Here is a 25,762-nt window from a genome sequence, read left to right as displayed (position 1 = left end):
TAGCTATTTCACTGATCAATGCACTCCGTGCCAGGATGGCGACCGTCCAACCCCTCACGGAAGCCCCAAAAGGGATCTTCCAACCTGCAAGGAGAGCGCGTGCTCACTGTCGGCGACCAGTTCCCCACCTACGACCTGACCGCCTGCGTGTCGCTGGAGAGCGGCAAGGAGTTCGATCAGATCGACCACAAGTCCTACGAGGGCAAGTGGCGCGTGGTGTTCTTCTGGCCCAAGGACTTCACCTTCGTCTGCCCGACCGAGATCGCCGCCTTCGGCAAGCTGAACGACGAGTTCGCGGACCGCGACGCCCAGATCCTCGGCGTCTCCGGCGACTCCGAGTTCGTCCACCACGCCTGGCGCAAGGACCACGCCGACCTGCGTGACCTGCCCTTCCCGATGCTCGCCGACTCCAAGCACGAGCTCATGCGCGACTGCGGTGTCGAGGGCGAGGACGGCTTCGCCCAGCGCGCCGTCTTCATCGTGGACCAGAACAACGAGATCCAGTTCACCATGGTGACCGCCGGCTCCGTGGGCCGTAACCCCAAGGAGGTCCTGCGGGTCCTGGACGCCCTGCAGACCGACGAGCTGTGCCCGTGCAACTGGAACAAGGGCGAGACCACTCTCGACGCGGCCTCGCTCCTGTCGGGCGAGTGATCTGACATGGCTCTCGACGAACTCAAGTCCGCCGTACCGGACTTCGCCAAGGACCTGAAGCTGAACCTCGGTTCGGTCATCGGCAACAGCGAGCTCCCGCAGCAGCAGCTGTGGGGCACGGTCCTCGCCTGCGCGATCGCCTCGCGCTCGCCGAAGGTCCTGGCGGAGCTGGAGCCGGAGGCCAAGGCCAACCTCAAGCCCGAGGCGTACACGGCGGCCAAGTCCGCCGCCGCGATCATGGCGATGAACAACGTCTTCTACCGGACCCGGCACCTGCTGTCGGACCCCGAGTACGGGACGATGCGCGCCGGTCTGCGGATGAACGTCATCGGCAACCCGGGCGTCGAGAAGGTCGACTTCGAGCTGTGGTCGCTGGCCGTCTCGGCGATCAACGGCTGCGGCCAGTGCCTGGACTCGCACGAGCAGGTCCTGCGCAAGGCCGGTGTCGACCGCGAGACGATCCAGGAGGCCGTCAAGATCGCCTCGGTCATCCAGGCCGTCGGCGTCACGCTGGACGCGGAGGCGCTCCTCGCCGAGTAAGGCGTACGAGCGTACTCACGCGAAGGGCCCCGGGGCGCAAGACCCGGGGCCCTTCGCGTCACTTCTTCAGCGCGGCCATCAGCGCGGTCAGGTCCTGCGCGAAGACGGTGTCGATGCCCGAGAGATCGACCTTCTTCGTGTCTCTGACCGCCTGGCCCGCTTCCTCGTCCCAGACGGTGTTCATGCTGACCGAGATCTCCAGCTCCACCTGACCGTCCAGGACGGCCATCTCCGCACCCTCGTCGCCCGGGTGCGGCAGGTAGAAGGCGGCCTCCCCCACGCCGTCGACGCGCTGGAAGTCCCCCCACGAGGACCCCTCGTAGCGGGCGAGGAACTCCGGCCCCGGGTCGGTCACCTTGTGCAGCCGGTAGCTGATCGAGACCCCGTGTCCGGTCGCCGGGTCCCCCATCGTCAGCGAGCAGTGCGCCGTGTCCAGCGCCTCGTGGTCCTCCGAGGAGGCCCCGACGTCCGCGGACTTCGGGCCCAGGACGCCGGCGAGCCCCTTCAGTTCGGCCGCCACGCAGAGGTCCGCGACGGTCCGGTACCCCGCGAGGTCCGGGCCGCCGTCCTGGCTCCGCCCGTACGCGTAGAGCCCACCGGCCCACACCGCCGAGGCCACCACCGCGCCGCCGAGCGCCCACAGCCAGGGGCGGCCCGGGCCCTTCGGGCGGTCGGGCGGCTCGACGGTCTCCGGCACCGGGATCTGCCCGGCCGGGAAGTCCTCACCGCCCACCAGCTCCGGCTCCGATATCACGCGTCGTCCCGTCCCTTCGTGCCCGGCGCGGGTGTGGGCGCCACCGCCCACGCGGTCGCGCCGCGCGGTTCCGGGGTGCTGAGCAGCGCCTGTTCATGGCTGTACGCGCGGAGGTAGCCGACCACGGTGTTGGTGACGGCGACCAGCGGCACCGCGACCACCGCGCCGCCGATGCCCGCGGTCAGTCCGCCGGCCGCGACCGCGAGGACGACGGCCAGCGGGTGGACGCGTACCGCGCGGCCCAGGATGAACGGCTGCAGCACATGGCCCTCGATCTGCTGCACGGCGAGGACCACCACCAGGACCATGAGGGCGGTGAACACGTCGTTGGTGACCAGGGCGACCACGACCGCGAGGGCGCCGGAGATGACGGCGCCGACCAGCGGGATGAACGCGAACAGGAAGATGAACACGGCCAGCGGCACGGCCAGCGGCACGTCGAGGAAGTACAGGCCGAGGCCGATGAAGACGGCGTCGATCAGGGCGACGAGCACCGTGCCGCGCACATAGGCGGTCAGCGTCCGCCAGGCCCGGGGCCCCGCGCCCGCGACACCGGGGCGGGCCTGCGCGGGCACCAGCTTGAGCGTCCACTGCCAGACCTTCTTCCCGTCGTAGAGGAGGAAGAGGGTGCAGAACATCGCGAGCAGTATCCCGGTGATCGCCTCGATGACGACGGTCACGCCCTGGAGTCCGGCGGAGGTGATCTGCTCGGTGTTGGAGCCGATGGTGTCGCTGAGGTTCTTGGCGATGTCGTTGATCTGGTTCTCGGTCACATGGAACGGGCTGTCCAGGAGCCAGCGCTTGAGCTCCTCGATGCCGTCCCGGACGCGGTCCGAGAGGTTGTCGATGTTGTCCAGGACCTGCCAGACCACGAACCAGCCGACCAGGCCGATGATCACGAACCCGGAGACGGCGGTGACGGCCGTGGCGACCCCGCGCGGCAGCCCCATGGAGCGCAGCCGGGCGACGGTGGGCTGGAGCAGGGCGGTGATGAGGAGCGCGGCGACGAAGGCGAGGACGACCAGCTGCACCTCGCTGATCACCTTCATCAGCACCCAGACCGTGCCCGCGAGCACGAGCAGCCGCCACCCGGCCTCGGCGGCGACCCGCATGCCCCACGGGATCGCGGCGACGGGATCGGGGCGCGCCGCTATGGCCGGGGCGTAGGCGGGCGGCGCGGGTACGGAGGTGACGGCGCCCTGCGGCGCACGGCGGCCGGGCCACCGCTCACCGGCGGGCGTTCCCTCACCGGCGGCCGGTCCGCCTGCGGCCGGTCCGTCCGCGGCCGGTCCGCCGGCGGACTCCTCGGGCGACTCCTGCCGTGACTCCCGCTCGGCGCCCGCGCCCGTGGCGGGGCCCGCGCCCGTGGGCGGCTCGGCGCCCAGGTCGTCCGCGCGCTCCGCGCGGGCGCGGCGCTCGCCCATGCGGCTGAGCTCCTCGCCCAGCCGGCTCAGCCATCCTGGCAGTCTCGACATCCTCTTCCCTCTTCCCCCGCTCACTCCCCCGGGGAGCACATGGGCCCGAACCTACACGCATGAAGCCCCCCACCGTAGGACGGTGAGGGGCTCAGCGAGGTTGAGAGCGCCGGTACTAGTACCAGCGGTTGGCCTGCCAGAAGTTCCACGCGCCGCAGGGGCTGTCGTAGCGGTTGTTCATGTAGTTCAGGCCCCACTTGATCTGGGTGGCCGGGTTCGTCTGCCAGTCGGCGCCGGCCGACGACATCTTCGAACCCGGGAGGGACTGAACGAGACCGTACGCGCCCGAAGACGGGTTGGTCGCGCGGTAGTTCCAGCCGGACTCGTGGTCCACGATGTTGCTGAAACACTGGAACTGCGAGGCCGGGATCATCTGCCTGGCCATGGCCTTGACCTCGGCGATGGAGTAGGAGCCCTGCGCGGAGAAGCTCGACGCGTCGCGGACCGAGGAACGCTCGGCGCGCTCGGCGGCCTCCTTGCGGTCCTTCTCCGCCTTGTCAGCGACCTTCTTCTTCGCCTCGGCGTCCTTGGCGGCCTGGATGCGGGCAGATTCCTCCGCGGACTTCTTCGCGGCCGAGTCGGCCGCGGCGGCCTGCACATCGGCCTGCTCCGAGAGCGAGGAGATCTGAACCTGGGCCTGCTCGCCCACGGGAATGTCCGCGAGCAGCGTGGTGTCGGCCGCGGTGGCCTCGAAGTTGTCGCCCGAGGGCTGGGTGTCGCCCGAGGCAACACCCACGACGGCGCCGACGGTGGTGACCGCAGTGGCCGAAGCCACCGCGAATCCCCGGACCGAGATCCGGCTCACACGGTTTCCTTCCAGCATCGCCCACGCAGGTGACCAAGCGGGCGAAATCGTGCCCCTTGCGCTGGTCTCCGACGTACTGGGTCACAGAAGACACGGGCCCGTGGTGCTGTGGGCGGCATACGGCAAACGACTGTTGAGTTGTGTGGTGCCACACCTCTGGAGGTGTGCGTGGGCCGTATGCGGGGCCTGACGGAAGCAAGACTCTGCCGGACGCCGACACCGCAAGGCAATTCTGTGTTGCGTGTGAAAGCTCACACCTCGTAAGTCACAGAAGTTTTGGCCTATTTACCGGACAGCACGACGCCGCCCGGCTAAGCTCCTGCGCTCTGCCGGGCGGCGCCAACTCCCGTATCCCTACGGGATCATCCGAATCGGATCAATCAGCTCAGATCTGACCTTCCTCCAGCATTTCGGTCACCAGCGCGGCGATCTGCGAGCGCTCCGAGCGCGTCAGCGTGACGTGCGCGAAGAGCGGATGCCCCTTCAGCTTCTCGACGACGGCGACGACTCCGTCGTACCGGCCGACCCTGAGGTTGTCGCGCTGGGCCACGTCATGGGTCAGCACAACACGGGAGTTCGCCCCGATCCGGGACAGAACGGTCAGCAGGACGTTCCGCTCCAGGGACTGGGCCTCGTCCACGATGACGAACGCGTCATGGAGGGAACGGCCCCGGATGTGCGTGAGCGGCAGGACCTCCAGCATCCCCCGGCCGAGCACCTCCTCGATGACCTCACGGCTCGCGACGGCCGACAGCGTGTCGAAGACGGCCTGCGCCCAGGGGCTCATCTTCTCGGCCTCGCTGCCCGGCAGATAGCCGAGCTCCTGGCCGCCGACCGCGTACAGCGGACGGAACACCATCACCTTCTTGTGCTGCTGGCGCTCCAGGACCGCTTCCAGGCCCGCGCAGAGGGCCAGCGCCGACTTGCCCGTACCGGCCCGGCCGCCCATCGAGATGATGCCGACGTCCGGGTCGAGGAGCAGATCGAGCGCGATCCGCTGCTCGGCGCTGCGGCCACGGATGCCGAACGCCTCCCGGTCGCCGCGCACCAGGCGGACGTTGCCCTCCGCCGTGATCCGGCCGAGCGCCTTGCCCCGCTCGGACTGCAGGACCAGGCCCGTGTGCACCGGAAGCTCGGCGGCCTCCGGCACGTACAGCGTCTCCTGGTCGTAGAGGATGTCGACCTGGTCGGCGGAGAGCGCCAGTTCGGACATTCCGGTCCAGCCGGAGTCCGTGATGGCGAGTTCCGCGCGGTACTCCTCGGCGAGGAGCCCGACCGAGGACGCCTTGATGCGCAGCGGCAGGTCCTTGGAGACGACCGTGACGTCGTACCCCTCGGCCTGCAGATTGCGCGCGACGGCCAGGATCCGGGAGTCGTTGTCCCCGAGCCGGTAGCCGGCCGGGAGGACACCGGGGTCGGAATGGTTCAGCTCGACACGCAGGGTGCCGCCCAGCTCCCCGATGGGGAGCGGGGCGTCCAGGCGCCCGTACCGGACCCGGAAGTCGTCCAGGAGGCGCAGGGCCGCCCGGGCGAAGTAGCCGAGTTCGGGGTGGTGGCGCTTGGCCTCCAACTCGGTGACCACGACGATCGGGAGCACGACCTCGTGCTCGTCGAACCGTGACACGGCGTTGGGGTCGGCCAGCAGGACGCTGGTGTCGAGAACATAGGTGCGCCTGTCGGACAAGCGGCGCTTAGTGCTGGTCACCACGGAAGGACAGACCCCCTTTGACGACCCCTGAGAGGTCGGGGCGCGACGGAAGCGGTGTCGCTGCGGGATGGGACCGGGCTCTGGCCACGATGCGCGGGCCGAGCTCCGGCCCTCCGCTCCGTCCGTACATGTCCTGCACGGTCGTCCTGGTGCAACGGGCCTCCCGGGTGGCGGTCTCCGTGCCGCTCACTCTGGAAGGGATATGCCCTCGATCACGCGCCGCCATGCCATGGCATATGACGACGTGTTCGTGAACAGAGTCGAACGTGCGGTGATCGCTCCCGCGGACGGACCAGGGAGGAGGGGGTGAAGAGGGTGAAGGGGGGTGCCGGGCGTGCCGGGGTGCCAGGCGTGCCGGGGGGTGCCAGGAATGTCGGGGGGGTGACGCGGATGTGGTTCAGGATCCGTAGCGGCGGTGGCGCGCCGCGTAGTCGCGCAGCGCCCGCAGGAAGTCGACCTTGCGGAAGGCCGGCCAGTGGACCTCACAGAAGTAGTACTCCGAGTGCGCGCTCTGCCACAGCATGAAACCGGACAGCCGCTGCTCGCCACTGGTCCGGATCACCAGGTCCGGGTCCGGCTGGCCGCGCGTGTACAGGTGCTCGGAGATGTGTTCGACGTCGACGATCTCGGCGAGCTCCTCGAAGCTCGTCCCCTTCTCCGCGTGCTCCAGGAGCAGCGAGCGGACCGCGTCCGCGATCTCCTGGCGGCCGCCGTAGCCCACCGCGACGTTCACGAGTATCCCCGTGTTGTCGTGCGTGGACTGCTCGGCCTCCTTCAGCACGGACTGCGTACGGGCCGGCAGCAGGTCGAGCGTGCCCACGTGGTGCACCCGCCAGCGGCCGTCCGCCGCCAGGGCGCGCACGGCGTCCTCGATGATGGCGAGCAGCGGGCGGAGCTGGTCCTCGGGCCGGTTCAGATTGTCCGTGGACAGCATCCAGAGCGTCACGACCTCGACGTCCGTCTCGGCACACCAGCCGAGCAGCTCCTGGATCTTGTCGGCGCCGGCCTTGTGGCCCTGCTCGGGGGTGCCACCTGAGGCCTTGGCCCAGCGCCGGTTGCCGTCCAGGATGACGCCGATGTGCTTGGGCACCTGGGCGTGGTCGAGGCGGCCTTCCACCCGGCGTGCGTAGAGCCCGTACACCAGGTCGCGCAGGTTCACTGTTCTTAACCCCTCCATGCCGCGGCGGTCCCCGAATCCGACACCCTACTGCGGACGGGTAACAGGCTCCCAGCCCGGGACTGTCACAAGTACGTGATAAGCAGAGATACGTGACTGATTCCCCGATCTACACCGCCTCCGCGGACCGCTACGAGCACATGGAGTACCGCCGCACCGGCCGCAGCGGACTCAAGCTCCCCGCCGTCTCCCTCGGCCTCTGGCACAACTTCGGCGACGACAAGGCCCTCGGCACGCAGCGCGCGATCCTGCGCCGCGCCTTCGACCTCGGCGTCACCCACTTCGACCTGGCGAACAACTACGGGCCGCCGCCCGGCTCCGCCGAGCTGAACTTCGGCAAGATCTTCGCCCAGGACTTCGCGCCGTACCGGGACGAGCTGATCGTCTCGACCAAGGCCGGCTACGAGATGCACCCCGGCCCGTACGGCGAGTGGGGCTCCCGCAAGTACCTGATGTCCTCGCTCGACGCCTCCCTGAAGCGGATGGGCCTCGACTACGTCGACATCTTCTACTCGCACCGCTTCGACCCGCACACCCCGCTGGAGGAGACGATGGGGGCGCTCGCCTCCGCCGTCCAGCAGGGCAAGGCGCTGTACGTCGGCGTCTCCTCCTACAACAGCGAGCAGACCGCCGAGGCCGCGCGGATCCTCAAGGAGATGGGCGTCCCGGCCCTCATCCACCAGCCGTCGTACTCGATGATCAACCGCTGGACCGAGGAGGACGGCCTCCTCGACACGCTGGAGGCGGCCGGCATGGGCTGCATCTCCTTCGTGCCGCTGGCCCAGGGCCTGCTCACCAACAAGTACCTGAAGGGCATCCCGGAGGGTTCGCGGATCACGCAGGGCAAGTCCCTCGACCCGAACCTGCTCTCCGACGAGGTCCTGCGGCGGCTGCGCGGCCTGGCCGAGATCGCCGAGCGGCGCGGCCAGGCCCTGGCGCAGCTGGCGCTGTCGTGGGTGCTGCGCGACGAGCGGATGACCTCCGCGCTGATCGGCGCGTCCAGCGTCGCCCAGCTGGAGGAGAACGTGGCCGCGCTGACGGCGCCGCCGCTGACGGAGGAGGAGCTGAAGGAGATCGACTCCTTCGCCGTGGACACCGCGGGCACCAACATCTGGGCCGGCCGGGGCTGACGTGCCCTGAGGCGCCGACGTGCCCTTCGGGGCTGAGGCGCCGGGGCGGGTGCGGGTGCGGGGGAAAGAAAAACGGGCCGGTCCGTGGGGGGGATACGGACCGGCCCGAGGGGGGGGTTTCCACCATAACCCTTCATAAGCGGTCCTGCGTGCCACACGACAGCGCCGGTCCCACCCGGATTACCCGGAGCCCAGTCGCGACAAGGGCCGTGAGGGTCTCTGGCGGGTTTGCGCCCCGGCGTGGCGGCGGATTCCGTACCTCCCAAGAGGGACCCCCTCGGATGGGCCTCCGGTTGACGGACACCCACCGCCCGGCGCAGGTCAGGCGGCCTTCACCGCGCGCCGGTCCTCGCCCTCGACCGCGGGCTCGGGAGCGTCCTCGGGCTCGTCCTCGGCCGCGCGCCGGGCCTCCTTGATCTTGGCCATCGCCAACTCCTCGTCCGGCCCCGACTCTTCGGCGTCCACGCCCACCCCCTGGGCAAGGCGGACAGGCCCTGACCTATTCCGCGCCTACCGTCGGAACATGACGACCTCCACCCCACCAAAGGTCAGCTGGGCGCAGGCCGACGCCCGCAGGATGCACCGGCAGTTCCTGGCCGAACCCACGGACGCACCGCCCGCGACGGTGGCCGCCGCGATGCTCGGCGCCCACGCCCAGGTCCTCTCCGCCGCCGAACTCTCCCTCGCGCTGCGCACCACGGACGGCACCCGGGCGGACGTACGGGCGGCGCTCTGGGAGGACGGCACGCTCGTCAAGACGCACGGCCCGCGCGGCACGGTCCATCTGCTGCCCGCCACCGACCTGCCCATGTGGACCGGCGCCCTCTCTGCCATCCCCACCGGCGCGAACCCGATGCCCGCGGACGTACGGATGACGGAGGAACAGACCGACCAGGTCCTGGCGGCCATCGCCGACGCCCTCACGGACACGGAACTCACCGTGGACGAGCTGACCGACGCGATCGTGGCCCGCACCGGCCCCTGGGCGGGCGACCGGGTCATGGAGGCCTTCCAGGACAAGTGGCCGCGCTGGCGCCAGATCACCCATCTGGCGGGCCACCGCGGAGTGCTGTGCTTCGGCCGGGACCGCGGCCGGAAGGTCACGTACACCAACCCCGGGGTCCGCCCGGCGGAGGGGACGGGGGCGCTCGGCGACCTCGTGGAGCGCTACCTGTACGCGTACGGCCCGGCGGGCCCCCGGCACTTCGCCAAGTGGCTCGCGGCCCCGGTCGGCTGGGCGACCGGGCTCTTCACCTCGCTCACCGGGGCGGGGCGGATCGAGGAGGTGGAGTTCGAGGGGGCGCCGGGGTGGGTCGTCGCCGGGGACACCGCGTTCCCGGACGCCCGTCCGGCGCGCGGGGTGCGGCTGCTGCCCTACTTCGACGCCTTCACCATCGCCTCGCAACCCCGCGAGGCCCTCTTCCCCGGCGACGCGTACGACCGCGCACTCGCGGGCGGCCAGGCCGGGAACTACCCGGTGCTCCTGATCGACGGCACGGTCGCGGGCGTCTGGCACCAGCGCCGTTCGGGCAGACGGATCACGGTGACGGTCGAACCGTTGACGTCGCTGAAGACGCCGAAGACTACGACGGCTCCGAAGGCTCCGAAGGCGCTTCACCCGCTGAGCGCGACCCGGCTGCGGGCCCTGGAGGCGCAGGCCGAACGTGTCGGCACGATCCTGGAGGGCCGTGCGGAGCTGGTGGTCGGGCAGGTGACGGTGGGCCCGCACGCGTAGTCATGCTCCGCTAGGTGGTACGGCGCAGGAGGGTCACGCCGTCCCGGGCGGCCACCACCTCGTAACCGTGCTTCTCGCGCGCCGCCCGCAGCTCGGCCTCCTGCTGCTCGGCGGGGTAGGGCCACGGGCCGCTCTTCTGCGGCCACGCCTGCGGCGGTACGGAGTCGTAGACGATCCACTCGGCCGTCGGGGCGGGCAGCGGGCCGGTCTCCCGGCGGTCGAGGCGGGTGTCCACCGGGAACGTCGGGAAGATCACGACCTCGCAGCGCGACGTGAGCTGCGGGGCCAGCCGGTTGGAGGCGGCGACGGTCGCCCCGTCCGGAACGCGCGCGAGCAGCGCGCGGGCGGCCTCGATGTGGGGCGTCGTCCGCCAGGTGGGCCGCTGCGCGAGCTGGGCCAGCGGGAACGACGGGAGCAGCACGGCGGTCACGGCGAGGACGGTGACGAGGGAGGCGCGCACGTTCCGGGCGGACCGCTCCCGTGCGAGGACGTCGATCAGGCCGGCGAGGACGACGGGCATGAGGATCGCGCTGTAGTGGTACGCCGTGCCCCAGTGGAAGGGGTTCTCGGAGACCATCCGCCACGCGAGCGTGGGGACGGCGATCATCGCGAGCGGCGAGCGCAGCGCGAGCAGCGCGGACGGGGCGAAGACCAGGATCAGGGTCAACGCCTTGACGTCGGGGCGCAGCGCGTCGAGCGGCGCGTGGGCCAGGGTGGAGAGCAGCGAGCCGTGGCCGTCGGCGAGGTTGCCGCCGTGGGCGTAGCCGCCGCCGATGTTGAAGGCGGGCAGCAGGACCTTGATCTCGACGAGGGAGCCGAGCAGCCCGACGGCGGCGGTGGCGATCCCGAGCCGCCGGGGCCCCTTCACCGCGACATAGACACCGACGGCGGCGAGGGTGAGCCCCAGGTCCTCCTTGATGAGCAGGAGCGGCGCGGCCCAGGCGACGGCGGCGCGCCAGCGGCGGTGGGCGAGCGCTTCGAGGGAGAAGGCGAGCAGCGGTACGGCGAGGGCGACCTCGTGGAAGTCGAACGCGGCGGCGGAGGCGATGCCCCAACTGAGCCCGTACCCGGCGGCGACGGCGTGCGCGGCGCGCACACCCAGCGCGCGCCGCGCCCAGCGGGCGAGGGGGACGACGGCGAGGGCGAGGAGGGCGGACTGGGCGACGAGCAGACAGAGGGGCGAGGGCCAGAGGCGGTAGAGGGGGGCGAGGGCGGCGAGGAGGGGGTGGAAGTGGTCGCCGAGGAGGTTGAAGCCGGGGCCGCGCAAGGGGACGACGGGGGCGCGGAGTTCGGCGTAGGCGCGGACGGCCTGCTCGAAGATGCCCAGGTCGTAGCCGGTGGTCCGGAGGAGCTGGTGACGGCGGACGGCGACGGTCGCGTAGAGCAGACAGAGCCCGGCGGCCCACGCCCAGGGGAGGAGGGCGGGGCGGCGGTACCAGGGGGCGGGGGCGGGAGGGGCCTGCGCCGGCTTCCTCTCCGACCCAACGGGCAGATTGTCATTGATTGTCCGCATGTGCCGGAATGCTAGGTCGCGAACCTCAGGGGGAGGCGGAGAGCGCGCCGAGGAGCAGCCCGAGCAGGGCCCCACCGATCATGAACGGCCCGAACGGGATCGCGGACTTCCGGCTCCCGCGCCGGACGAGGACCAGACCGAACCCGTACAGCGAACCGAAGAGGAAGCCCGCGAACGTACCGGCGAACAGAACCCCCCAGCCGTACCAGCCGAGGACCGCGCCGACGGAGAGCGCGAGCTTGACGTCCCCGAAGCCCATGCCGCCCGGCCGGATCAGGTGCAGCAGGAAGTAGCCGCCGCCCAGGGCGAGTCCGCCGAGCAGGGCATGGAACCAGGATCCGGCGTCGTACGGGAGGAGTTCGACGGCCAGGAGGAGGAGCGGGGCGACGGCGGCGAGCGGGAACGTGAGCAGGTCGGGCAGCCGGTGCACGCGGACGTCGACGGTCGCGAGCAGCACGGCGACGGGCGCGCAGAGCAGCCAGACGACGAGCTCGGGCCGGGGCCCGGTGGCGGCGGCGAGCGCGGCGCAGGAGAGGCCGGTGAGGAGGACGGGGGTGAGTGCGGGCCCTAGGGGATGAGGCCGGCCCTCGGGCGAGCGGCAGCCCGGGGCGCCGAGCCAGCCGCGCGCCGGGCCGGCCAGGACGTGACCGGCCTCGCAGGCGTCGCGCCACGGCTCCTCCGGCTCGACCGACAGCCGGTACGCGGCGCGCGGCACGAGCAGCCCGGTGGCGGCGCCCCAGAGCGCGGCCACTGCGATCAGCATGGCGAACACCCGCCGCACCCTACCCAGCCGCACCGCTACCGTCTCCCCCATGGGGAGACCGGGGAAGTGGCGCGACGGCGGAGCGGGCTTGCTGGTCGGCGAAGCAGAGGACCCGATCCCACTGGAGGTGGCGGCCTCCTACCGGGCCCGGCGGCGCGGCCTGCTCGGCCGGGACGGTATCGAGGGCGCGATGCTCATCACCCCGACGAACAGCATCCACACCTTCGGCATGCGCTTCGCCCTGGACGTGGCCTACCTGGACCGGAATCTCCGCGTCCTGGACGTGGTGACCATGAGGCCCGGGCGGCTCGGCATGGTGCGCCCGCGCGCCCGGCACGTGCTGGAGGCGGAGGCCGGGGCGATGGCGGGCTGGGGGCTGCGGAAGGGCGTACGGGTACAGGTGCAGGTTCGGGTCACGGGGGTCCCGAGCCGAGAAGCGTGAAGGCGCCGTAGGCGCCGGACGCGAGCGCGAGCCCGGTGAGCACGAGGACCTGGTTGCGCGGGCGGAGCCGTACGAGCGCCACGGCGGGCGGCAGGAGCAGCCCGAACGCGGGCATCATCAGGCGCGGCCGGGAGCCGAAGTACGCGGCGCCGATGAGCGAGATCACGACGACCGCGATCGTGTACACGAGGAGCGGCAGGGGCTGCTTCTGCCGTACGCAGAGGGCGACGAGCCAGCCGAGCAGGCCGAGCGCGGCGACCAGGCCGAGCGCGGCGAGCGGCGGGAGCCCCCAGATGAAGCGGGCGAGGGCGACCCCGCCGTCGATGGAGTTGCCCCAGGCGGCCTGGACGTCGAAGTAGGCGGTGGGGCTGGATTCGCGGACGCCGACGTAGACGACGTACGCCAGCCAGCCCAGCGGCGCGAGGAGGACACCGGTCACCATGCGGACGGACAGCTTCCGTTCGCGTACGACGGTGACGACGGCCGTGATGCCGAGCGCGGCGATCAGGGCGGCGGCCGTCGGCCGGGTGAGCCCGGCGAACGCGCACAGCGCGCCGGCGAGGATCCAGCGCCCTCGGAGGACGGCCAGGATCGACCAGGCGGCGAGGGCTGTGAAGAGCGTCTCGGTGTACGCCATCGACTGGACGAACGCGGTCGGGTACACGCCCCAGAGGACGGCCAGCACGACTCCGGCTCGGTGACCTGCGACGTGCGTGCCGACGGCGTAGATGCCCCAGGCGGCGGCGAGCGAGGCGGTCCAGGAGACGAGGAGTCCTGCGGTGGCCGCGTCGACGGGGAGGACGGCGGACAGGCCTCGTTCGAGCGCGGGGAAGAGCGGGAAGAAGGCGAGGTCGGAGTGGACGCTGCCATCGGGGAGGGTGACCTGGTGGCCGTAACCGTTCTCGGCGATGCGGACGTACCAGACGGAGTCCCAGCGACCGCGCAGCCGATGCAGCCCGTCCTTGCCGGTCGCGACGGCGGCGAGCGCGAGGATCGCGAGGCCGATGACGCGGGTGGCGGCGTAGCCGCCGAGGGCGAGGGGGAGGGTGGGGGCGGGGCCTGAGGTGGGGGCGGAGGTGGGGGCGGGGGCGATCGAATCGGGAGTTCGGCGCTTATCGGGCGCATCGGACGAACGGGACCGGTCTGGGGACATGCGCTCGATTATGTCCGGCGGGTGGAGGTGGCCGGGTCGGGGCGGGGCGGGGCGGGGCGCGGATCCGTACCCGTACCCGTACCCGTACTCGTACCTGTACCCCTATCCCCTGCCCGGTCAGCCCCCGGGGCGGATGCGGACGAACCTCGCCGCCATGACCGGGCCGAGCTCCTGGACGATGGCGTGCCCGGGCTCGTGCGGGTACGGCAGGTCGTTGAGGAACGAGGTGACGATGACCTCGTCGACGCCGAGGTCCCCGCGCGCGCTCTGCTCCTCCAGGAAGTCGAGCGTGCGCCGCCAGTCCGCCGCGGCCGGGTCCTCGCCGAGGTAGGACCGCACGCAGTTCTGGACGACGTCCCAGAAGAAGACGTGCGGCAGCACATCACCCTGACTGAAGATGTGGGACTCGTACGCTCCCCGGAACTCGGGGATGCACGTCACGAGGTCGCTGACCAGCCGAACGCTGGGGGATGTGGTCTTCATCGGCAGTCCACTTCGGTGCGGGCCCTGCGCCCGTTCGAACCAGGATGCGGCATGACGGCACGAGTTATCCACAGGGGGTGCGAATAATCCCCCGTCCGTGGATCGTTGAGTCATGGCGGGAGAGACGGAGGAGTTGGTGAGGGTCGCCCGGGGCGGGGTGCTCCTCACGGCGTGGGCCTACGAAGCGGGTTGGCCGCCGGGCAACGGCCGGCTCGGAAGACGGCTGCGCACGGAGGGCTGGCAGCGGATCTGCCGGGGCGCATGGGCGGCCCCCGGCAAGGACGTGGACTGGCGCGTCCGCGCCCGAGCCCACCAGCTGCTCCGCCCGGAGCTGGTGTGCAGCCACGGCACGGCGGCGACACTGCACCGCATCGAGGTACTCGGGGGGTGGGGGGAGGGGGTGGGGGTGGGGGGACCCCCCGGGGACAGGTAGTGGCGGGACACGTGGCACCTCGGCGGCGAGGTCGGCGGCAGCGTCGGCCGGCTCGGCGGCTTCGGCGGCTTCGGCGGTGAGGTCGGCGGCGGCAGCGGTGCCGGATGGGCCGGATGTCCTCGAGTTCACCGTGCGCCGCCCGTACTCCTCCCGTACCGGCGAGGGTGTGCGCGTCCATTCGACGGAGCACCTGGCCGACTCCGACTGCGTCATGCGCGCGGGCCTTCGGACGACGGGTCCGGCGCGGACGGTCGGCGACCTCCTGCGGAGGTGCCGTACGCGCGAGGCGGCGGTCGTGGTCGCGGACTCGGCGCTGTCGCGGCGCACGGTCCGGGGCGTCCGCCGCGAACCGCTCGTGCACCGCGCGCAACTGGCGGCCGAACTGTCGGCGCCCCGCCCCGGCGCCGCCCTGGCCCGCCGCTGGCTGAAGCTCGCGGACCCGGCGTGCGGCTCGCCGGCGGAGACGGTCGCCCGCCTCCACATGCGCGACGCCGGCCTCCACCCGGAGTCCCAGCCGCTCCTCGGGTCCCGCTCCGGCCGCACCCTGCGCCCGGACTTCCTCTTCCGGAGGGCGGGCCTGGCCGTCGAGATCGAGGGGTACGCCTACCACGGCACCCGCCAGGCCCACGACCACGACATCCGCCGCTACAACGACCTCGCCGACTGCCCGGAGGTCCGCCGGGTCCTGCGCTTCACGGCACGGGACGTCTTCCGCCGCCCGGACGCCGTGGTCGCCACGATCCGGGCGGTGCTGGGGCAATTGGCCGGAGGCTAAGGCTGAGGCTAGTACTCCAGCCGTAGATCGTGATCTCGGTGGCGAGGGGCGCCGAGGTGGCAGGTGGCAGGTGGCAGGTGGCAGGTGGCAGGTGGCAGGTGGCAGGTGGCAGGTGGCAGGTGGCAGGTGGCCAGCGTCGATCATCTCGCCCGAGATCGCCCACGCCGTCGCGGACGTCGGCTACTTCTCCGTCTACCCGAGTTCACCGAGACGGAGGGCATCCCTTATCTCGCTGAGCTTCGCGGTCGTGGCCGGGGTCCGCTCCTGCGCTTGTTCAGCGAGTCGGAGGGCGTCGTCAATCTCGCTGAGCTTCACGGAGGACAGGACGGCCGCCCGCTCTATCAGGTCGTCCCGGGACACAGTGGTCAGCCACGTGCACGGGGTGAAACCTGGGCGCGGGAACGCGAGCCGCAGCACGCCTTCGAACGGCAGTCCTTCACCGGCGCCGACCGTCACTTCGATGCCCAGACCGCTGATGTCGACGCCCGCCGGAGCGACGACCTGCATCACCCGGATCCCGGACGTGTCGTCTCCCGACAGCAGTACGACCAACCTCCGCTCGTCGAACTGGACCCACCAGACTTCGCCACGTTGCACAAGTCCTCCAGACACATGACGGCAGGCAGACGCTGCGGAGACTTTCCAGTCCGGCAAGGGCCTGGCGGCCTTGGACGAGCACCAGGTCCGCCGCTACCCGTCCTGGTCCCGCTGGGTCACCCTGGCCATGCTCGCGCACGCCTTCCTCGCCGTCGTCCGCGCGAACGAACACGATCGCGATCCCGCACCAGACGCCCTCATACCGCTCACCTGCAACGAGATCCAACGGCTGTTCATCACGCTCGTCATCCGGCCCGCCTTTGACCCGGTCCACCGGCTCGGCCGGTCCGGCTGGCGACGCCGCCACCAGGCCCGATCCCAGACCAGCCACTACCGGCGGCAAGCCGCTCGAACGTGAAGATCACGATTTACTGCTGGAGTACTAGGGGGCGGTAGTGGTCGTGGTTCGGGGGAAGGAGATCTCTACGCGGCGGTTCTTGGTGCGGCCTTCCTCGGTGGTGTTGGAGGCGATCGGGTAGTCCTCGCTGTAGCCGCGGATGTCGAAGGTCTTCCCCGGTTCGAGCGTCTTGGCCAACTCCTGCTGCACGGCGTCGGCGCGCTCCTTGGAGAGCTTGAGCCCGTGCTCGTACGTCCCGAGGTCGTCGGTGAATCCGAAGACGCGGACGCGGCTGGAGTCCTGCTTGTTGATCTCGACGGCGATGGCGGCGATACGGGCGGTGGCGGCGGGGCCGAGTTTGGCGCTGTCCTTCCCGAAGAGCACCTCTGCCTGGAGCGCGAAGGTCACGTCGACGTTGGTGTCCTCCCGCCGCTGCTCGCCGCCCTCTTCTTCGACGACCTGCTTGATGTCGAGCACCTTGGGCGCGGCGAGGGTGGCCCCGTCGGGAAGCATCAACTCGGGTGAATTGGCGTCGATCTCGGGGGGCGGGGAGGCGCTGGAGGTGGAGTTGGGGGGATCGTCGGCGAGGACGGGACCGGTTGCGGTGACGTAGAGGAGGAGGGTGAGGGCGGCGAGGGGGGCGAGGCGGCGGGGTGTCATGGCGGCGTCCGTCAGGTGAGTTTGATGGTGCCGGGTTCGAAGGTGGGGAGTTGGAAGGTGACTTCGGTGGTGCCGGCGGGGGGTGCGGGGAATTGCATGAAGACCTGGGCGGAAGACTTCTTGCTGAAGATGTTGAGGCCCGTCGTGGTCAACGGCCGACCGTCCGTGTCCCGAAGCACGTAGTAGCGCTTCTTCCCGATCGCGTCCACGAGGGTCGCCCCGCCCAGGGAATCGCCGTGCTCCAGCACCTCGGTCTCGGTCCCCACCACTCCACCGGGAAGCGCCTTCGCTTCGTCGGACGTGTTCGTCAGCTTTCCCTTGACCGTGAGGAAGCCGCCGGGGTCGCGCTTCGCCGATGTGACGGTCAACTCGAAGCCGTCCTGGCCCTTGAGTACGGCCAACGTCTCCTCCGGCGCTTCCGACTGAGGCTGCTTGTCGCCCTCGTCGGTGCCCCCGCCGCTCTTGGAAGCCGCAGAGCTCGTGGCGGGCTGGGTCTTCGGAGGTTCGCCGTCACTGCCGCAGCCGGCTACGCCGAAGACCAGGCCGGCCGTGGTGACCGCCACGGCCCACCTCCTGAGGGCCGTCGTTGCGTACCGAACACTCATGAACGGGATTCCTTCGTTTGTCAGTCGGCCAGTCGTACGGTGAAGAGGTCAGCGGCGCTGGGAAGCTCCGGATCGTCGGGGTCGATCGTCCAGGGGACACCGTCGCACGTGAGACCCAGAATCGGGGCGGGTTCCGTCGGTGTGGGTTCCGGCTCGGGTTCTGGCTCCGGATCCGGGTCGGGCTCCGGGCCGGATTCGGGCGGCTCAGGTTCCGGAGTCGGTTCGGGGGCGTCGAACGTACAGAGCGGTTTGAGCACTGCTGTCGCCGTTGCCACAGCGTGCTGGTTCTCCGTTCCGGGGATGATGGAATCGCCGACAGGGTCCAGGGTGCGGACCTCCGCCAGGAATCCGGGCTCCCCGAAGGCGAGGGGGTCACATCCCTTGCCCCAAAGTTCCGCGCCGTTCTTGGTCGCGAAGGAAGCCGCGCGCCCGCATGCGGCCTCTACGTCGTACTCGCGGCCAGCGATGAAGTCGCCCCATTGTGTGGGGTCGAGGATGACTCCCAACCAACCGTCCCGAAGCTGGTCGCGGGCGTCCTGCGCTGCAGCCAGTGCCGCAGCGTCTGCCGCTGTCTGGGCACCGTTCCGGGTTGCCGCGGCCTGGCCGACGGCGAAGTACGCGAACGCGAGAAAGAGCAGGCCCGCCATCACAGTGATGTAGACGGGGAATGCCTGCCCCGAATCCGTGCGGCATCTGCCGACCGGCCCTAGTCGATCAGGTCGGCGATCTTGTTCGAAATTGCTGTCTTGATCGTCGTGCCGATACTCGTCCCGCTGATCGCCACCACGATCGCCACGACCACCACGATGATCCCCAGGTACTCGACCGCCGTCTGGCCGCGGTCGTTTGTCGTCCTCGTGCGGAGCCAGGCTTCGACGTGCAGTTTTGCCTTCGTCGCAGCCTTCAGCATGAGGTCGCTCATGGTCGCCGTCCCCTCCGGATTCGTACATCCCCGTGCCGCTGCCGAGTTCGGCACGCGCACGGTACGTCAACACCACCTCCTCCCCACAGGGCCCGTAGGCCCAAACACGGGCCCATCTCCCGTTGTGGCGCCGGTCGGTGGTCATGAGGCGGCCCTTGTGCCGAGCCAGGCGGCTATGGCTTCGCTGCGGGAGGTGGCGTGGAGTTTGGCGAAGATGCGGTTGATGTGGTTCTTGACCGTTTTCTCGCTGATGAAGCAGGTGTCGGCGATCTGCCGGTTGTTGAGGCCTGACGCGATCAAGTCCATCACCTCCCCCTCCCTCACGCTCAGTCCGAAGCGTGCCACATTTGGTTGCATCTGCGAAGCCATCGAACCAAATCGCCATCCAGTCGAGACAATTGGCCGCACGCTACCGTGTGCAGTCGCACCTCGCACCACCCCCACCAACGCGTTCGCCGCCGTCGGTGTGAAGCGGGCGCGGCCCGCTCGTACGTCGCGGACCGCTGATACCAGCTCCTCCGCCGTGAACTCGCCGTGGACCAGGTAGCCCCCGGCTCCCAGGCGGAGTGCCTCCTGGACGACCTCCGTCTCGACGCTGTACGTGAGCATCAGGACCGGGGCCACGCGCACCAGGTGCGGGAGGGCGGTGAGGCCGTCGACGATGGGCATGCGGACGTCGAGGAGGATCACGTCGGGGCGGGTGCGGCGGGTTTCGTCCATCGCCGTGCGGCCGTCGGGGGCCTCCGCGACGACCCGGATGTCGGGGGTCGCCGCGTCGAGCAGGGCGCGTAGGCCCGCGCGGACGACCGGGTTGTCGTCGGCGACGAGCACTCTGAGCGTCATCGTGTCATCACCTTCACTCCCCCGTGATCGAGCCGAGGTTCGTCCCCGAGCCGAGGAACAGGCCGGCGCCCAGCAGGATCATCGTCGCGGGGACCATGAGCGTGGTGATCACCATGGTGGCCTTGGGGACGGCCTTGGCGGCCTTCCGGCGGGCGTTCTGGGCGTCGGTGCGGCGCATGTCGTTGGCGATCTGTATCAGGGTCTCGACGATCGGCGCGCCGAGCTCCTCGCCCTGCTGGAGGGCGGTGACGAACTGGGCGACCTGCTCGCTGTCGTTGCGGCGGCGCAGTTCGTCGAAGGCCTGGCGTCGGCTCACGCCCATGTCCATCTGCCGGAGGGTGATGCGGAGTTCGTCGGCCCAGGGGCCTTCGTACTTCTCCGCGACCCTGTCCAGTGCCTGGCGGAAGCCGAGGCCCGCGGAGACGACGACCGCGAGTACGTCGAGGAAGTCCGGGAGCGTGCGCTCGATCTGGTCCTTGCGGATGCGGATGGCCGACCAGATGCCGACCTCGGTCCAGAAGGCGCCGAAGGCGAAGAGCAGCAGCGCCACCAGTACGTCGCCGTCGGAGAGCATGATCAGGCCGCCGAAGCCGCCCAGGAAGCCGTAGACGGCCCGCCGGGCTCCGTAGCGGTCGATGGTCAGGCCGCCGGGGTTGCCGGCCAGGTCGATGCGGCGGCGGACGGAGTCGACGCGCTTGGGGCCCATCGCGCGCAGTACGGCGGCGGAGTAGCGCATGCCGAGGCGGTCCACGACGGAGTAGACCGCGCCGGTGCGGGTGGAGCCGACTTCCAGGGCGAGTTGGAGGTCGTCGGGGAGTCTGGCGTCGGCCCGGTAGAGGCGGATGCCGTAGAGGATTCCGGTGACCGACACGGCGGCGGCCAGTGCGAGAAGAAGGTCCATGTCCGTCAGTACGCCCCTCACACGTCGATCTTCGAGAAGCGGCGGATGATCACGAAGCCGACGACGTAGAGCGCGAACGCGGCGACGACGGCGGCCTGGCCGAGGCCCGAGCCGGTCATCCGGTCCAGTGCTCCTGGCTGCATGTTGTCGATGAGGAGGAGGGAGCCGATGCCGATCACGGGGACCGAGTACGCCGTCATGCTCACCTGGGAGAGTTGGGTACGGACCTCCCTGCGCGTCTCCTTGCGTTCCTCGAGGGTCTCGGTGAGGTTGCGCAGCGAGGAGACGACGGTGCCGCCCGCCTTGTTGGCGAGGACGAGGGTGGTGACGAGGACGACGAGTTCGCGGGAGGGCAGGCGTTCGGCGAGTTCGCCGAGCGCGTCGTCGATCGACGTGCCTACGGCGAGTTGCTGGGCGACCTTCTCGAGTTCGTCGCCGGCGGGTGCGTCGAGTTCGTCGGCGGCCATGCTGAGGGCCATGCGCAGGGCGAGTCCGGCCTGGGTGGCGTTGGCGAGGATCCGGGAGAGTTCGGGCAGTTGGTTGATGAACTTCTCGATGCGTTTCTGGCGTTGCCAGTTGAGGAAGCCCAGGGCGACCCAGATGCCTACTAGTCCGCAGATCGGGCCGAAGAAGGGCGAAAGAACGGCCTGGCCGGCGATCCAGAGCAGGAGCACCATGATCGTCATGGCGGCGACGAACTCTCCCGGGGTCACGTCGAGGCCCGTGGCTGAGATCCGTAGCTCCAGCTTCCGGCCGAACGCCGTGCGCCGTACGCGCCGGTCGATGCCGCGGAAGCGGCGCCTGCGGCGGCCGGTGATCTCCGGTTCGCCGCTCTGCTTGAGCCGGGCGACCAGGGCGGCGCGGTCGGCGGTGCCGCGTGCGTACGTGTGGATGCCGAGCACCCCGAGGACGCAGGCGAGCAGCACGACGCCGGTCACCAGCCATGTCGACGAAAGCATCTCTGTGCCCCTCTCCTCACTACTTCGCTTCTCGGGTGGTCAGCTGGTCCTCGGACGTGGCGACGCCGAAGGCCTGCGGGACGGGCTGGCCCGCCAGGTAGAGCCGGTCGGCGACGCGGCGGGGCAGCGGGTGGTACGCGTACACGCCGTACACGCGGCCGTCGGCGGCGAGGGGCTGGGCGCGGAAGGAGCAGACGGTGGCGAGGGTGAAGCGTTCGCGGCCGCGGGAGGCGAGGACGGCGATCTCGGTGACGCGGCGGGTGCCGTCGGGGTGCCGGGTGAGCTGGACGAGGACGTCGACGGCGCTGTTGATCTGGTCCCTGAGCGCCTCGAAGGGGACTTTGACCTCGGACATGGAGGCGAGGGTCTGGAGCCGCATGAGGGCGTCCTCGGCCGAGTTGGCGTGGACGGTGGCGAGGGAGCCGTCGTGGCCGGTGGACATGGCCTGGAGCATGTCGAGGGTCTCGCCGCCGCGGACCTCGCCGACGATGATGCGGTCGGGGCGCATGCGCAGGGAGTTGCGGACGAGGTCGCGGATGGTGACGGCGCCGCGGCCCTCGATGTTCGGGGGGCGGCTCTCCAGGCGGATGACGTGGGCCTGGCGTAGCTGGAGTTCGGCGGAGTCCTCGATGGTGATGACGCGTTCGCCGTCCGGGATCAGTTCGGAGAGGGCGTTGAGGAGGGTGGTCTTTCCGGTGCCGGTGGCTCCGGAGACGATCAGGTTGAATTTGGCCTGGACCAGTCCGGCGAGCAGCAGCACCATCTGTTCGTCGAGCGAGCCGAGGCCGACCATCTCGCGGAGCGTGTACGCGCGCGGGAAGCGGCGGATCGTCAGGGTCGCCCCGGTGAGGGAGAGCGGCGGGATGATGACGTTGACGCGTTCGCCGGAGGGCAGGCGGGCGTCGACCATCGGGTTGGATTCGTCGACGCGGCGGTTGACGGTGGAGACGATCCGCTCGATTGTCTGCATCAGCTGTTCGTGGGAGGCGAAGCGGAGCGGGAGGAGTTCGACCCGGCCGGCCCGCTCGATGTAGATCTGGTCGGGGCCGTTGACCATGATCTCGGTGATGGAGGCGTCTTCGAGGAGGGGTTCGAGGACGCCGAGGCCGAGGGCCTCGTCGACGACGCGGCGGATCAGCTGGGCGCGTTCGGCGGTGGAGAGGACGGGGCCTTCGCGGCTGATGATGTGGCCGAGGACGCGTTCGAGGCGGGCGCGCCGCTCGGTGGCGACGAGCGCGGACATCTCGGTGAGGTCGATCTCCTCCAGGAGCTTCGCGCGGAAGGTCGCGACGAGGTGGCCGTCCTCCTTGGCGCCTCCGACGCGGGGCTCGTCGGGGGTACTGATGCGGGCTCGCAGGCTCATGGCTACTCGCCCTCCTCGGGCACGGGCATGGTGGCGCTCTTCTCGATCCGTCCGAAGTCCCAGAAGGGGACGACGGACGGGATGTCCACGCGGACAGTGGCCACGGCCTCGCCGGCGCCTTCGCGGACGACGACCTCGGCGTTCGACGCGATCCAGCCGCTCATCGCGGACCGGCCGGCCTGCCGCGGGTCGATGGTCGCCTCGTCGTGGCCTTCGGCCCGGGCCGCGGCGCGCGCTCCCGTACCGGCCTGCTGGGCTGCGTACGCGGCGATGCCGAGCTGGATTCCGGCGAGGGCCACGAGGAGGAGGATGGGGAGGAACCCGAGGTATTCGACGGCTGCTTGGCCGCGGTCGTTCGACACGCGGGCGCGCTCCTGCCACGTCCCGGCCGTGTCCCGTCGTCGGCTCATCCGGCACCCGCCCCCTCTTCCTCCCGTACGACTCCGGCCTCACCAGTCACCGGGAAGGGGAACGAGACCGTGCCCGGGAAGAGGACCGGGACCTGGAGCCTCACCGTCGCCTGGGCCAGGTCGCCTGACGCGTCGCAGCCCACACGGGCCCCCCACGCCTCGCCCACGTGCCGCTTCCCCGCCGCGCCGTAGTCGCCGCCCACCGCGCAGACGCGGGCCGCCTCGTCGGCGGCGTTGGCGGCCAGCGTGAAGGTGTAGCCGACCAGGACGCACTGCCAGAGCAGGACGAGCGTGATCAGGATGAGCGGCACCATGCCGAGGAACTCGACGGCCACCTGCCCCCTGTCGTCGTCCCCTCGCGCACACGCTGTACGCCCCGAAGTCGGCATGGCTCAGCGCCCGCCCTTGCCGCGGGTCAGCCGGGCGAGCTGCCTCCCGGAACCGGAACCAGGCCCCAGCGCGGGCCGCTGATCGCTGGCCGAGCCGACCGCCCCGGGCGGCGGGCCGACGAGCCCCAGCTCGCCGGCGAGCGCCCACAGGGCCTGCTTGACGCTGGACCGGGCGTCGAGTTCGTGCATGCGGCCCGCGTCGACGACGCTCTGCAGCTCCTTGAAGTTGGCGGGGACGACGACGCCCGCCATCCTCGTCCCGGTGATCTTCTGGATGAGGGCGGGCTGGATCTCGGTGCCGCGCGTGTGCCGGTTGACCAGGAGGGTCGTCTCCTCCGCCTTGCGGATCTGGAGGCGGTCCCACATCCGTACGGTCCGCTTGGCCGCCCGCACCGCGACCACGTCCGGGGTGGTGACGAGGACCGCCGCGTCGGCCATCTCGACGGCGGCCGCGTTGGCCCCGTTGAGGTACGTGCCGCAGTCGACGATCACGACGTCGTGGCGGGAGCGCAGGGCGCCGAGGATCTGGCGGGCGGAGCGGTCGGCGACGTCCTCGCCGCGTTCGCCCTCGCCGGGGGCGAGGAGGAGGGCGAGGCCCGTCTCGTGGACGTACACGGCTTCCTGGAGGACGCGGGGCGAGATGTCGTCGACGGCGGCCAGGTCGGCGACCGAGCGGCGGAACTGGACGTCGAGGTAGGAGGCGATGTCGCCGCCCTGGAGGTCCATGTCGACGAGGGCGACGTTGCGGCCGGAGGCCCGGGAGGCGAGGGCGAGTTGGACGGCGGTGACGGTGGTGCCGACGCCGCCCTTGGCGCCGCTGACGGTCACGACGGTGCCTCCGGGGCCGGTGAGGACGTCCGTTCCGCCGCCGAGGTGACGTCGGACGCCGACGGACCACTGGGCGGCGGCCTGGACGCGGCTGGCCAGCTCCTCGTACCCGAGCGGGAGGGTGACCAGGCCGCGGGCGCCTGAGTCCATGGCGGCGGAGAAGAGCACGGGGCTCGCGTCGGCGGTGATGAGGACGACGCCGACGGCGGGGAAGCGGAGGGCTACCTCGCGGACGAGTTCGAGGGCAGGGACCGGGCCGATCCGCTCGTGGACGAGGACGACTTCGGGGAGTTCGTCGAGGGACTGGGCGGCCAGCCGGGCGAGGGTGTCGACGAGCTGGGTGGAGTCGGCGACGGGCTGGGCGGGTTCGGCGCCGGGGAGCTGGCTGAGGAGGCTGATGACGGCGCGGGCCGCGTCGGGGTCGGCGACGGCCGGCAGGATCCTGGTGGTCATACCGGCCTCACTTGTCCTTGTCGAGCGTGTAGGTGCGGTCGTCGGGGGTGAGGGCGGGCTCGCTGCCGGGGGCGACGAGGGCGAGCCGTACGTGCTCGGCGAAGGACTCGGCGTACGCGACGCGCTGGGTGTCGAGCGTGGAGAGCGCGAAGGTGATCGGTACGGCTTCGGTGGGGCCGTTGCTGCGGTCGTCGCGGTCGGAGATGGGGGTGAGCTTGCCGACGTCGATGACGCGGGCGTTGCTGACGATGACCTTGGACTGGGCGGCCTTGCCGCCCTTCTCACCGGCGAACGTGGCGTAGATGTTGACCGTCGCCCCGGGGGTGATCTTGCCCGCGACGCCCGTCGCCGCGTCGATCATGATGGCGATCTCCTGCTGGCCGGGCTGGAGCGCCGGCCGCTTGACGATCATGTCCGACTGGAGGAGGGAGCCGGCTTCGAGCCTGGTGACGGCGATCTTCCCCCTGATCTGGTCGAGGTCGGTCACGGCGGTCTTCGAGAGCCAGCGCTTCGGCATCGAGATCTCCTCGAACTGCCCGTCGTCCAGCGGGGTGTGGGGCGCCACGTCGCCCTTGACGCGGTACGCGGTCACCTCGGGTCCGACCTTGGAGTTGACGTCGTCGATCACGGAGAGGACGCCGGCGAACGCACCGAGGGCGCACAGGACGGACAGCAGCAACAGGATGACGCCACGACGCTGGCGAGAGTTCATTGCCGGACAACCTCGATCGGGGGTACGGGGGTCAGCGGACGGGGTGGGTGTGGCTCGGCGGACGGGTACGTGTGGCTCGGCGGACGGGTACGTGCGGCTCGGCGGACGGGTCGTGTGGCTCAGCGGACGGGGTGCGTGGCGGGCGGGATGTCTCCCGGCGGCGCCGGTGACGGCGTCGACGGCCACGGGGGCGCTGTGGCGGGCAGCGCGCGGGACGGGCGGGCGCCGGCGGCGGTCGGCAGC

At 70.8% G+C, this 25,762-nt stretch carries 29 protein-coding genes and 2 pseudogenes; 8 read left to right on the top strand and 23 right to left on the bottom strand.

All coding sequences use genetic code 11. The annotated features are described in order from the left end of the window. Positions 1-99: 99 nt before the first annotated feature. Together ACFWRO_RS30515 and ACFWRO_RS30510 are read left to right on the top strand one after the other, a co-directional pair. Positions 100-654 carry a peroxiredoxin gene (locus tag ACFWRO_RS30515; protein WP_384515776.1) on the top strand — a complete coding sequence of 185 codons (555 nt, stop codon included), beginning with the start codon at positions 100-102 and terminating at the stop codon, positions 652-654. A 6-nt stretch (positions 655-660) separates the two neighbouring features. Continuing rightward, on the top strand, positions 661-1,194 hold the full coding sequence (locus ACFWRO_RS30510; RefSeq protein WP_362014617.1) for an alkyl hydroperoxide reductase: 534 nt from the start codon (positions 661-663) through the stop codon (positions 1,192-1,194). A 58-nt stretch (positions 1,195-1,252) separates the two neighbouring features. On the opposite strand, the gene ACFWRO_RS30505 is transcribed toward ACFWRO_RS30510, so the two are convergent. The 5 genes from ACFWRO_RS30505 to ACFWRO_RS30485 form a co-directional block, all read right to left on the bottom strand. Then, positions 1,253-1,948, bottom strand: a complete 696-nt coding sequence (locus tag ACFWRO_RS30505; RefSeq protein WP_384515773.1) for a hypothetical protein — start codon at positions 1,946-1,948, stop codon at positions 1,253-1,255. Continuing rightward, positions 1,945-3,423, bottom strand: coding sequence for an AI-2E family transporter (locus tag ACFWRO_RS30500; protein ID WP_384515770.1), 1,479 nt, complete (start codon positions 3,421-3,423; stop codon positions 1,945-1,947). Before ACFWRO_RS30500 ends, ACFWRO_RS30505 begins: the two co-directional genes overlap by 4 nt. A gap of 115 nt (positions 3,424-3,538) precedes the next feature. Then, positions 3,539-4,228, bottom strand: a complete 690-nt coding sequence (locus tag ACFWRO_RS30495; RefSeq protein ID WP_384515767.1) for a transglycosylase SLT domain-containing protein — start codon at positions 4,226-4,228, stop codon at positions 3,539-3,541. A gap of 385 nt (positions 4,229-4,613) precedes the next feature. Then, complete coding sequence (locus tag ACFWRO_RS30490) at positions 4,614-5,936, bottom strand: PhoH family protein (protein ID WP_384515764.1); 1,323 nt, start codon at positions 5,934-5,936, stop codon at positions 4,614-4,616. 397 nt (positions 5,937-6,333) lie between these two features. Continuing rightward, positions 6,334-7,095, bottom strand: a complete 762-nt coding sequence (locus ACFWRO_RS30485) for an isoprenyl transferase (RefSeq protein ID WP_384515761.1) — start codon at positions 7,093-7,095, stop codon at positions 6,334-6,336. A gap of 110 nt (positions 7,096-7,205) precedes the next feature. On the opposite strand from ACFWRO_RS30485, the gene mgrA reads away from it, so the two are divergent. Further along, a complete protein-coding gene (mgrA, locus tag ACFWRO_RS30480; protein ID WP_384515758.1) occupies positions 7,206-8,243 on the top strand; it encodes an L-glyceraldehyde 3-phosphate reductase in 1,038 nt (345 codons plus the stop codon). 321 nt (positions 8,244-8,564) lie between these two features. Here the strand turns inward: mgrA and ACFWRO_RS30475 are convergent, their stop codons facing one another. Next, positions 8,565-8,708, bottom strand: coding sequence for a hypothetical protein (locus ACFWRO_RS30475; protein ID WP_384515755.1), 144 nt, complete (start codon positions 8,706-8,708; stop codon positions 8,565-8,567). A 58-nt stretch (positions 8,709-8,766) separates the two neighbouring features. Here ACFWRO_RS30475 and ACFWRO_RS30470 point away from each other — a divergent pair, with 58 nt between their 5' ends. After that, complete coding sequence (locus ACFWRO_RS30470; RefSeq protein ID WP_384515752.1) at positions 8,767-9,978, top strand: winged helix DNA-binding domain-containing protein; 1,212 nt, start codon at positions 8,767-8,769, stop codon at positions 9,976-9,978. Between the two features lie 10 nt (positions 9,979-9,988). Here ACFWRO_RS30470 and ACFWRO_RS30465 read toward each other — a convergent pair whose 3' ends face one another. Together ACFWRO_RS30465 and ACFWRO_RS30460 are read right to left on the bottom strand one after the other, a co-directional pair. Continuing rightward, positions 9,989-11,491: a DUF2079 domain-containing protein gene (locus tag ACFWRO_RS30465; RefSeq protein ID WP_384515750.1), complete on the bottom strand. Its 1,503-nt coding sequence runs from the start codon at positions 11,489-11,491 to the stop codon at positions 9,989-9,991. A 25-nt stretch (positions 11,492-11,516) separates the two neighbouring features. After that, positions 11,517-12,263 (bottom strand): prepilin peptidase, encoded by a 747-nt coding sequence (locus ACFWRO_RS30460; protein WP_384515747.1) that lies wholly within the window; start codon positions 12,261-12,263, stop codon positions 11,517-11,519. A gap of 40 nt (positions 12,264-12,303) precedes the next feature. On the opposite strand from ACFWRO_RS30460, the gene ACFWRO_RS30455 reads away from it, so the two are divergent. Next, entirely contained in the window at positions 12,304-12,696 is a 393-nt protein-coding gene (locus tag ACFWRO_RS30455; RefSeq protein WP_384515744.1) for a DUF192 domain-containing protein, read from the top strand. Here the strand turns inward: ACFWRO_RS30455 and ACFWRO_RS30450 are convergent. Further along, entirely contained in the window at positions 12,668-13,849 is a 1,182-nt protein-coding gene (locus tag ACFWRO_RS30450; RefSeq protein WP_384515741.1) for a hypothetical protein, read from the bottom strand. The two genes, ACFWRO_RS30455 and ACFWRO_RS30450, sit on opposite strands and share 29 nt — an antisense overlap. Positions 13,850-13,966: 117 nt before the next feature. Further along, the gene (locus tag ACFWRO_RS30445; protein WP_384515739.1) at positions 13,967-14,332 is read right to left on the bottom strand and encodes a hypothetical protein; all 366 of its coding nucleotides are present in this window, start codon (positions 14,330-14,332) and stop codon (positions 13,967-13,969) included. A 112-nt stretch (positions 14,333-14,444) separates the two neighbouring features. On the opposite strand from ACFWRO_RS30445, the gene ACFWRO_RS30440 reads away from it, so the two are divergent. Both ACFWRO_RS30440 and ACFWRO_RS30435 read left to right on the top strand, forming a co-directional pair. Next, positions 14,445-14,765 (top strand): hypothetical protein, encoded by a 321-nt coding sequence (locus ACFWRO_RS30440; RefSeq protein ID WP_384515736.1) that lies wholly within the window; start codon positions 14,445-14,447, stop codon positions 14,763-14,765. A gap of 97 nt (positions 14,766-14,862) precedes the next feature. Further along, positions 14,863-15,540 carry an endonuclease domain-containing protein gene (locus tag ACFWRO_RS30435; protein WP_384515733.1) on the top strand — a complete coding sequence of 226 codons (678 nt, stop codon included), beginning with the start codon at positions 14,863-14,865 and terminating at the stop codon, positions 15,538-15,540. Between the two features lie 192 nt (positions 15,541-15,732). Here the strand turns inward: ACFWRO_RS30435 and ACFWRO_RS30430 are convergent, their stop codons facing one another. After that, complete coding sequence (locus ACFWRO_RS30430; RefSeq protein ID WP_023547126.1) at positions 15,733-16,137, bottom strand: mRNA interferase PemK; 405 nt, start codon at positions 16,135-16,137, stop codon at positions 15,733-15,735. A gap of 37 nt (positions 16,138-16,174) precedes the next feature. Here ACFWRO_RS30430 and ACFWRO_RS30425 point away from each other — a divergent pair. Continuing rightward, a pseudogene (locus tag ACFWRO_RS30425) lies at positions 16,175-16,495 on the top strand (IS701 family transposase); the annotation flags it as partial. A 24-nt stretch (positions 16,496-16,519) separates the two neighbouring features. Here the strand turns inward: ACFWRO_RS30425 and ACFWRO_RS30420 are convergent. The 12 genes and pseudogenes from ACFWRO_RS30420 to cpaB all read right to left on the bottom strand — a co-directional run bounded on the left by ACFWRO_RS30420 (position 16,520) and on the right by cpaB (position 25,519). Further along, positions 16,520-17,134 (bottom strand): OmpA family protein, encoded by a 615-nt coding sequence (locus ACFWRO_RS30420; protein ID WP_384515730.1) that lies wholly within the window; start codon positions 17,132-17,134, stop codon positions 16,520-16,522. An 11-nt stretch (positions 17,135-17,145) separates the two neighbouring features. After that, positions 17,146-17,697, bottom strand: a complete 552-nt coding sequence (locus tag ACFWRO_RS30415) for a hypothetical protein (protein WP_384515727.1) — start codon at positions 17,695-17,697, stop codon at positions 17,146-17,148. Between the two features lie 62 nt (positions 17,698-17,759). Beyond that, positions 17,760-18,404 (bottom strand): annotated as a pseudogene (locus ACFWRO_RS30410) (pilus assembly protein TadG-related protein); the annotation flags it as partial. A gap of 41 nt (positions 18,405-18,445) precedes the next feature. Beyond that, complete coding sequence (locus tag ACFWRO_RS30405; RefSeq protein WP_384515725.1) at positions 18,446-18,661, bottom strand: Flp family type IVb pilin; 216 nt, start codon at positions 18,659-18,661, stop codon at positions 18,446-18,448. A gap of 141 nt (positions 18,662-18,802) precedes the next feature. Further along, on the bottom strand, positions 18,803-19,504 hold the full coding sequence (locus ACFWRO_RS30400) for a response regulator (protein ID WP_384515722.1): 702 nt from the start codon (positions 19,502-19,504) through the stop codon (positions 18,803-18,805). A 13-nt stretch (positions 19,505-19,517) separates the two neighbouring features. After that, positions 19,518-20,405 carry a DUF5936 domain-containing protein gene (locus ACFWRO_RS30395; RefSeq protein WP_384515719.1) on the bottom strand — a complete coding sequence of 296 codons (888 nt, stop codon included), beginning with the start codon at positions 20,403-20,405 and terminating at the stop codon, positions 19,518-19,520. A 17-nt stretch (positions 20,406-20,422) separates the two neighbouring features. Further along, complete coding sequence (locus ACFWRO_RS30390) at positions 20,423-21,364, bottom strand: type II secretion system F family protein (RefSeq protein WP_384515716.1); 942 nt, start codon at positions 21,362-21,364, stop codon at positions 20,423-20,425. Between the two features lie 19 nt (positions 21,365-21,383). Continuing rightward, the gene (locus ACFWRO_RS30385; protein ID WP_384515713.1) at positions 21,384-22,727 is read right to left on the bottom strand and encodes a CpaF family protein; all 1,344 of its coding nucleotides are present in this window, start codon (positions 22,725-22,727) and stop codon (positions 21,384-21,386) included. A 2-nt stretch (positions 22,728-22,729) separates the two neighbouring features. Continuing rightward, positions 22,730-23,089, bottom strand: a complete 360-nt coding sequence (locus ACFWRO_RS30380; RefSeq protein WP_384515710.1) for a TadE family protein — start codon at positions 23,087-23,089, stop codon at positions 22,730-22,732. 44 nt (positions 23,090-23,133) lie between these two features. Continuing rightward, positions 23,134-23,526, bottom strand: a complete 393-nt coding sequence (locus tag ACFWRO_RS30375) for a TadE/TadG family type IV pilus assembly protein (RefSeq protein WP_384515707.1) — start codon at positions 23,524-23,526, stop codon at positions 23,134-23,136. Positions 23,527-23,529: 3 nt separating this feature from the next. Beyond that, complete coding sequence (locus ACFWRO_RS30370) at positions 23,530-24,807, bottom strand: CpaE family protein (protein ID WP_384515705.1); 1,278 nt, start codon at positions 24,805-24,807, stop codon at positions 23,530-23,532. 7 nt (positions 24,808-24,814) lie between these two features. Then, positions 24,815-25,519 carry a Flp pilus assembly protein CpaB gene (gene cpaB, locus ACFWRO_RS30365; protein ID WP_384515703.1) on the bottom strand — a complete coding sequence of 235 codons (705 nt, stop codon included), beginning with the start codon at positions 25,517-25,519 and terminating at the stop codon, positions 24,815-24,817. Between the last annotated feature and the right edge of the window lie 243 nt (positions 25,520-25,762).

The organism is Streptomyces sp. NPDC058579, from assembly GCF_042718575.1.
Lineage (GTDB): Bacteria > Actinomycetota > Actinomycetes > Streptomycetales > Streptomycetaceae > Streptomyces.
This window is presented reverse-complemented; position numbering and strand designations above follow the sequence as displayed.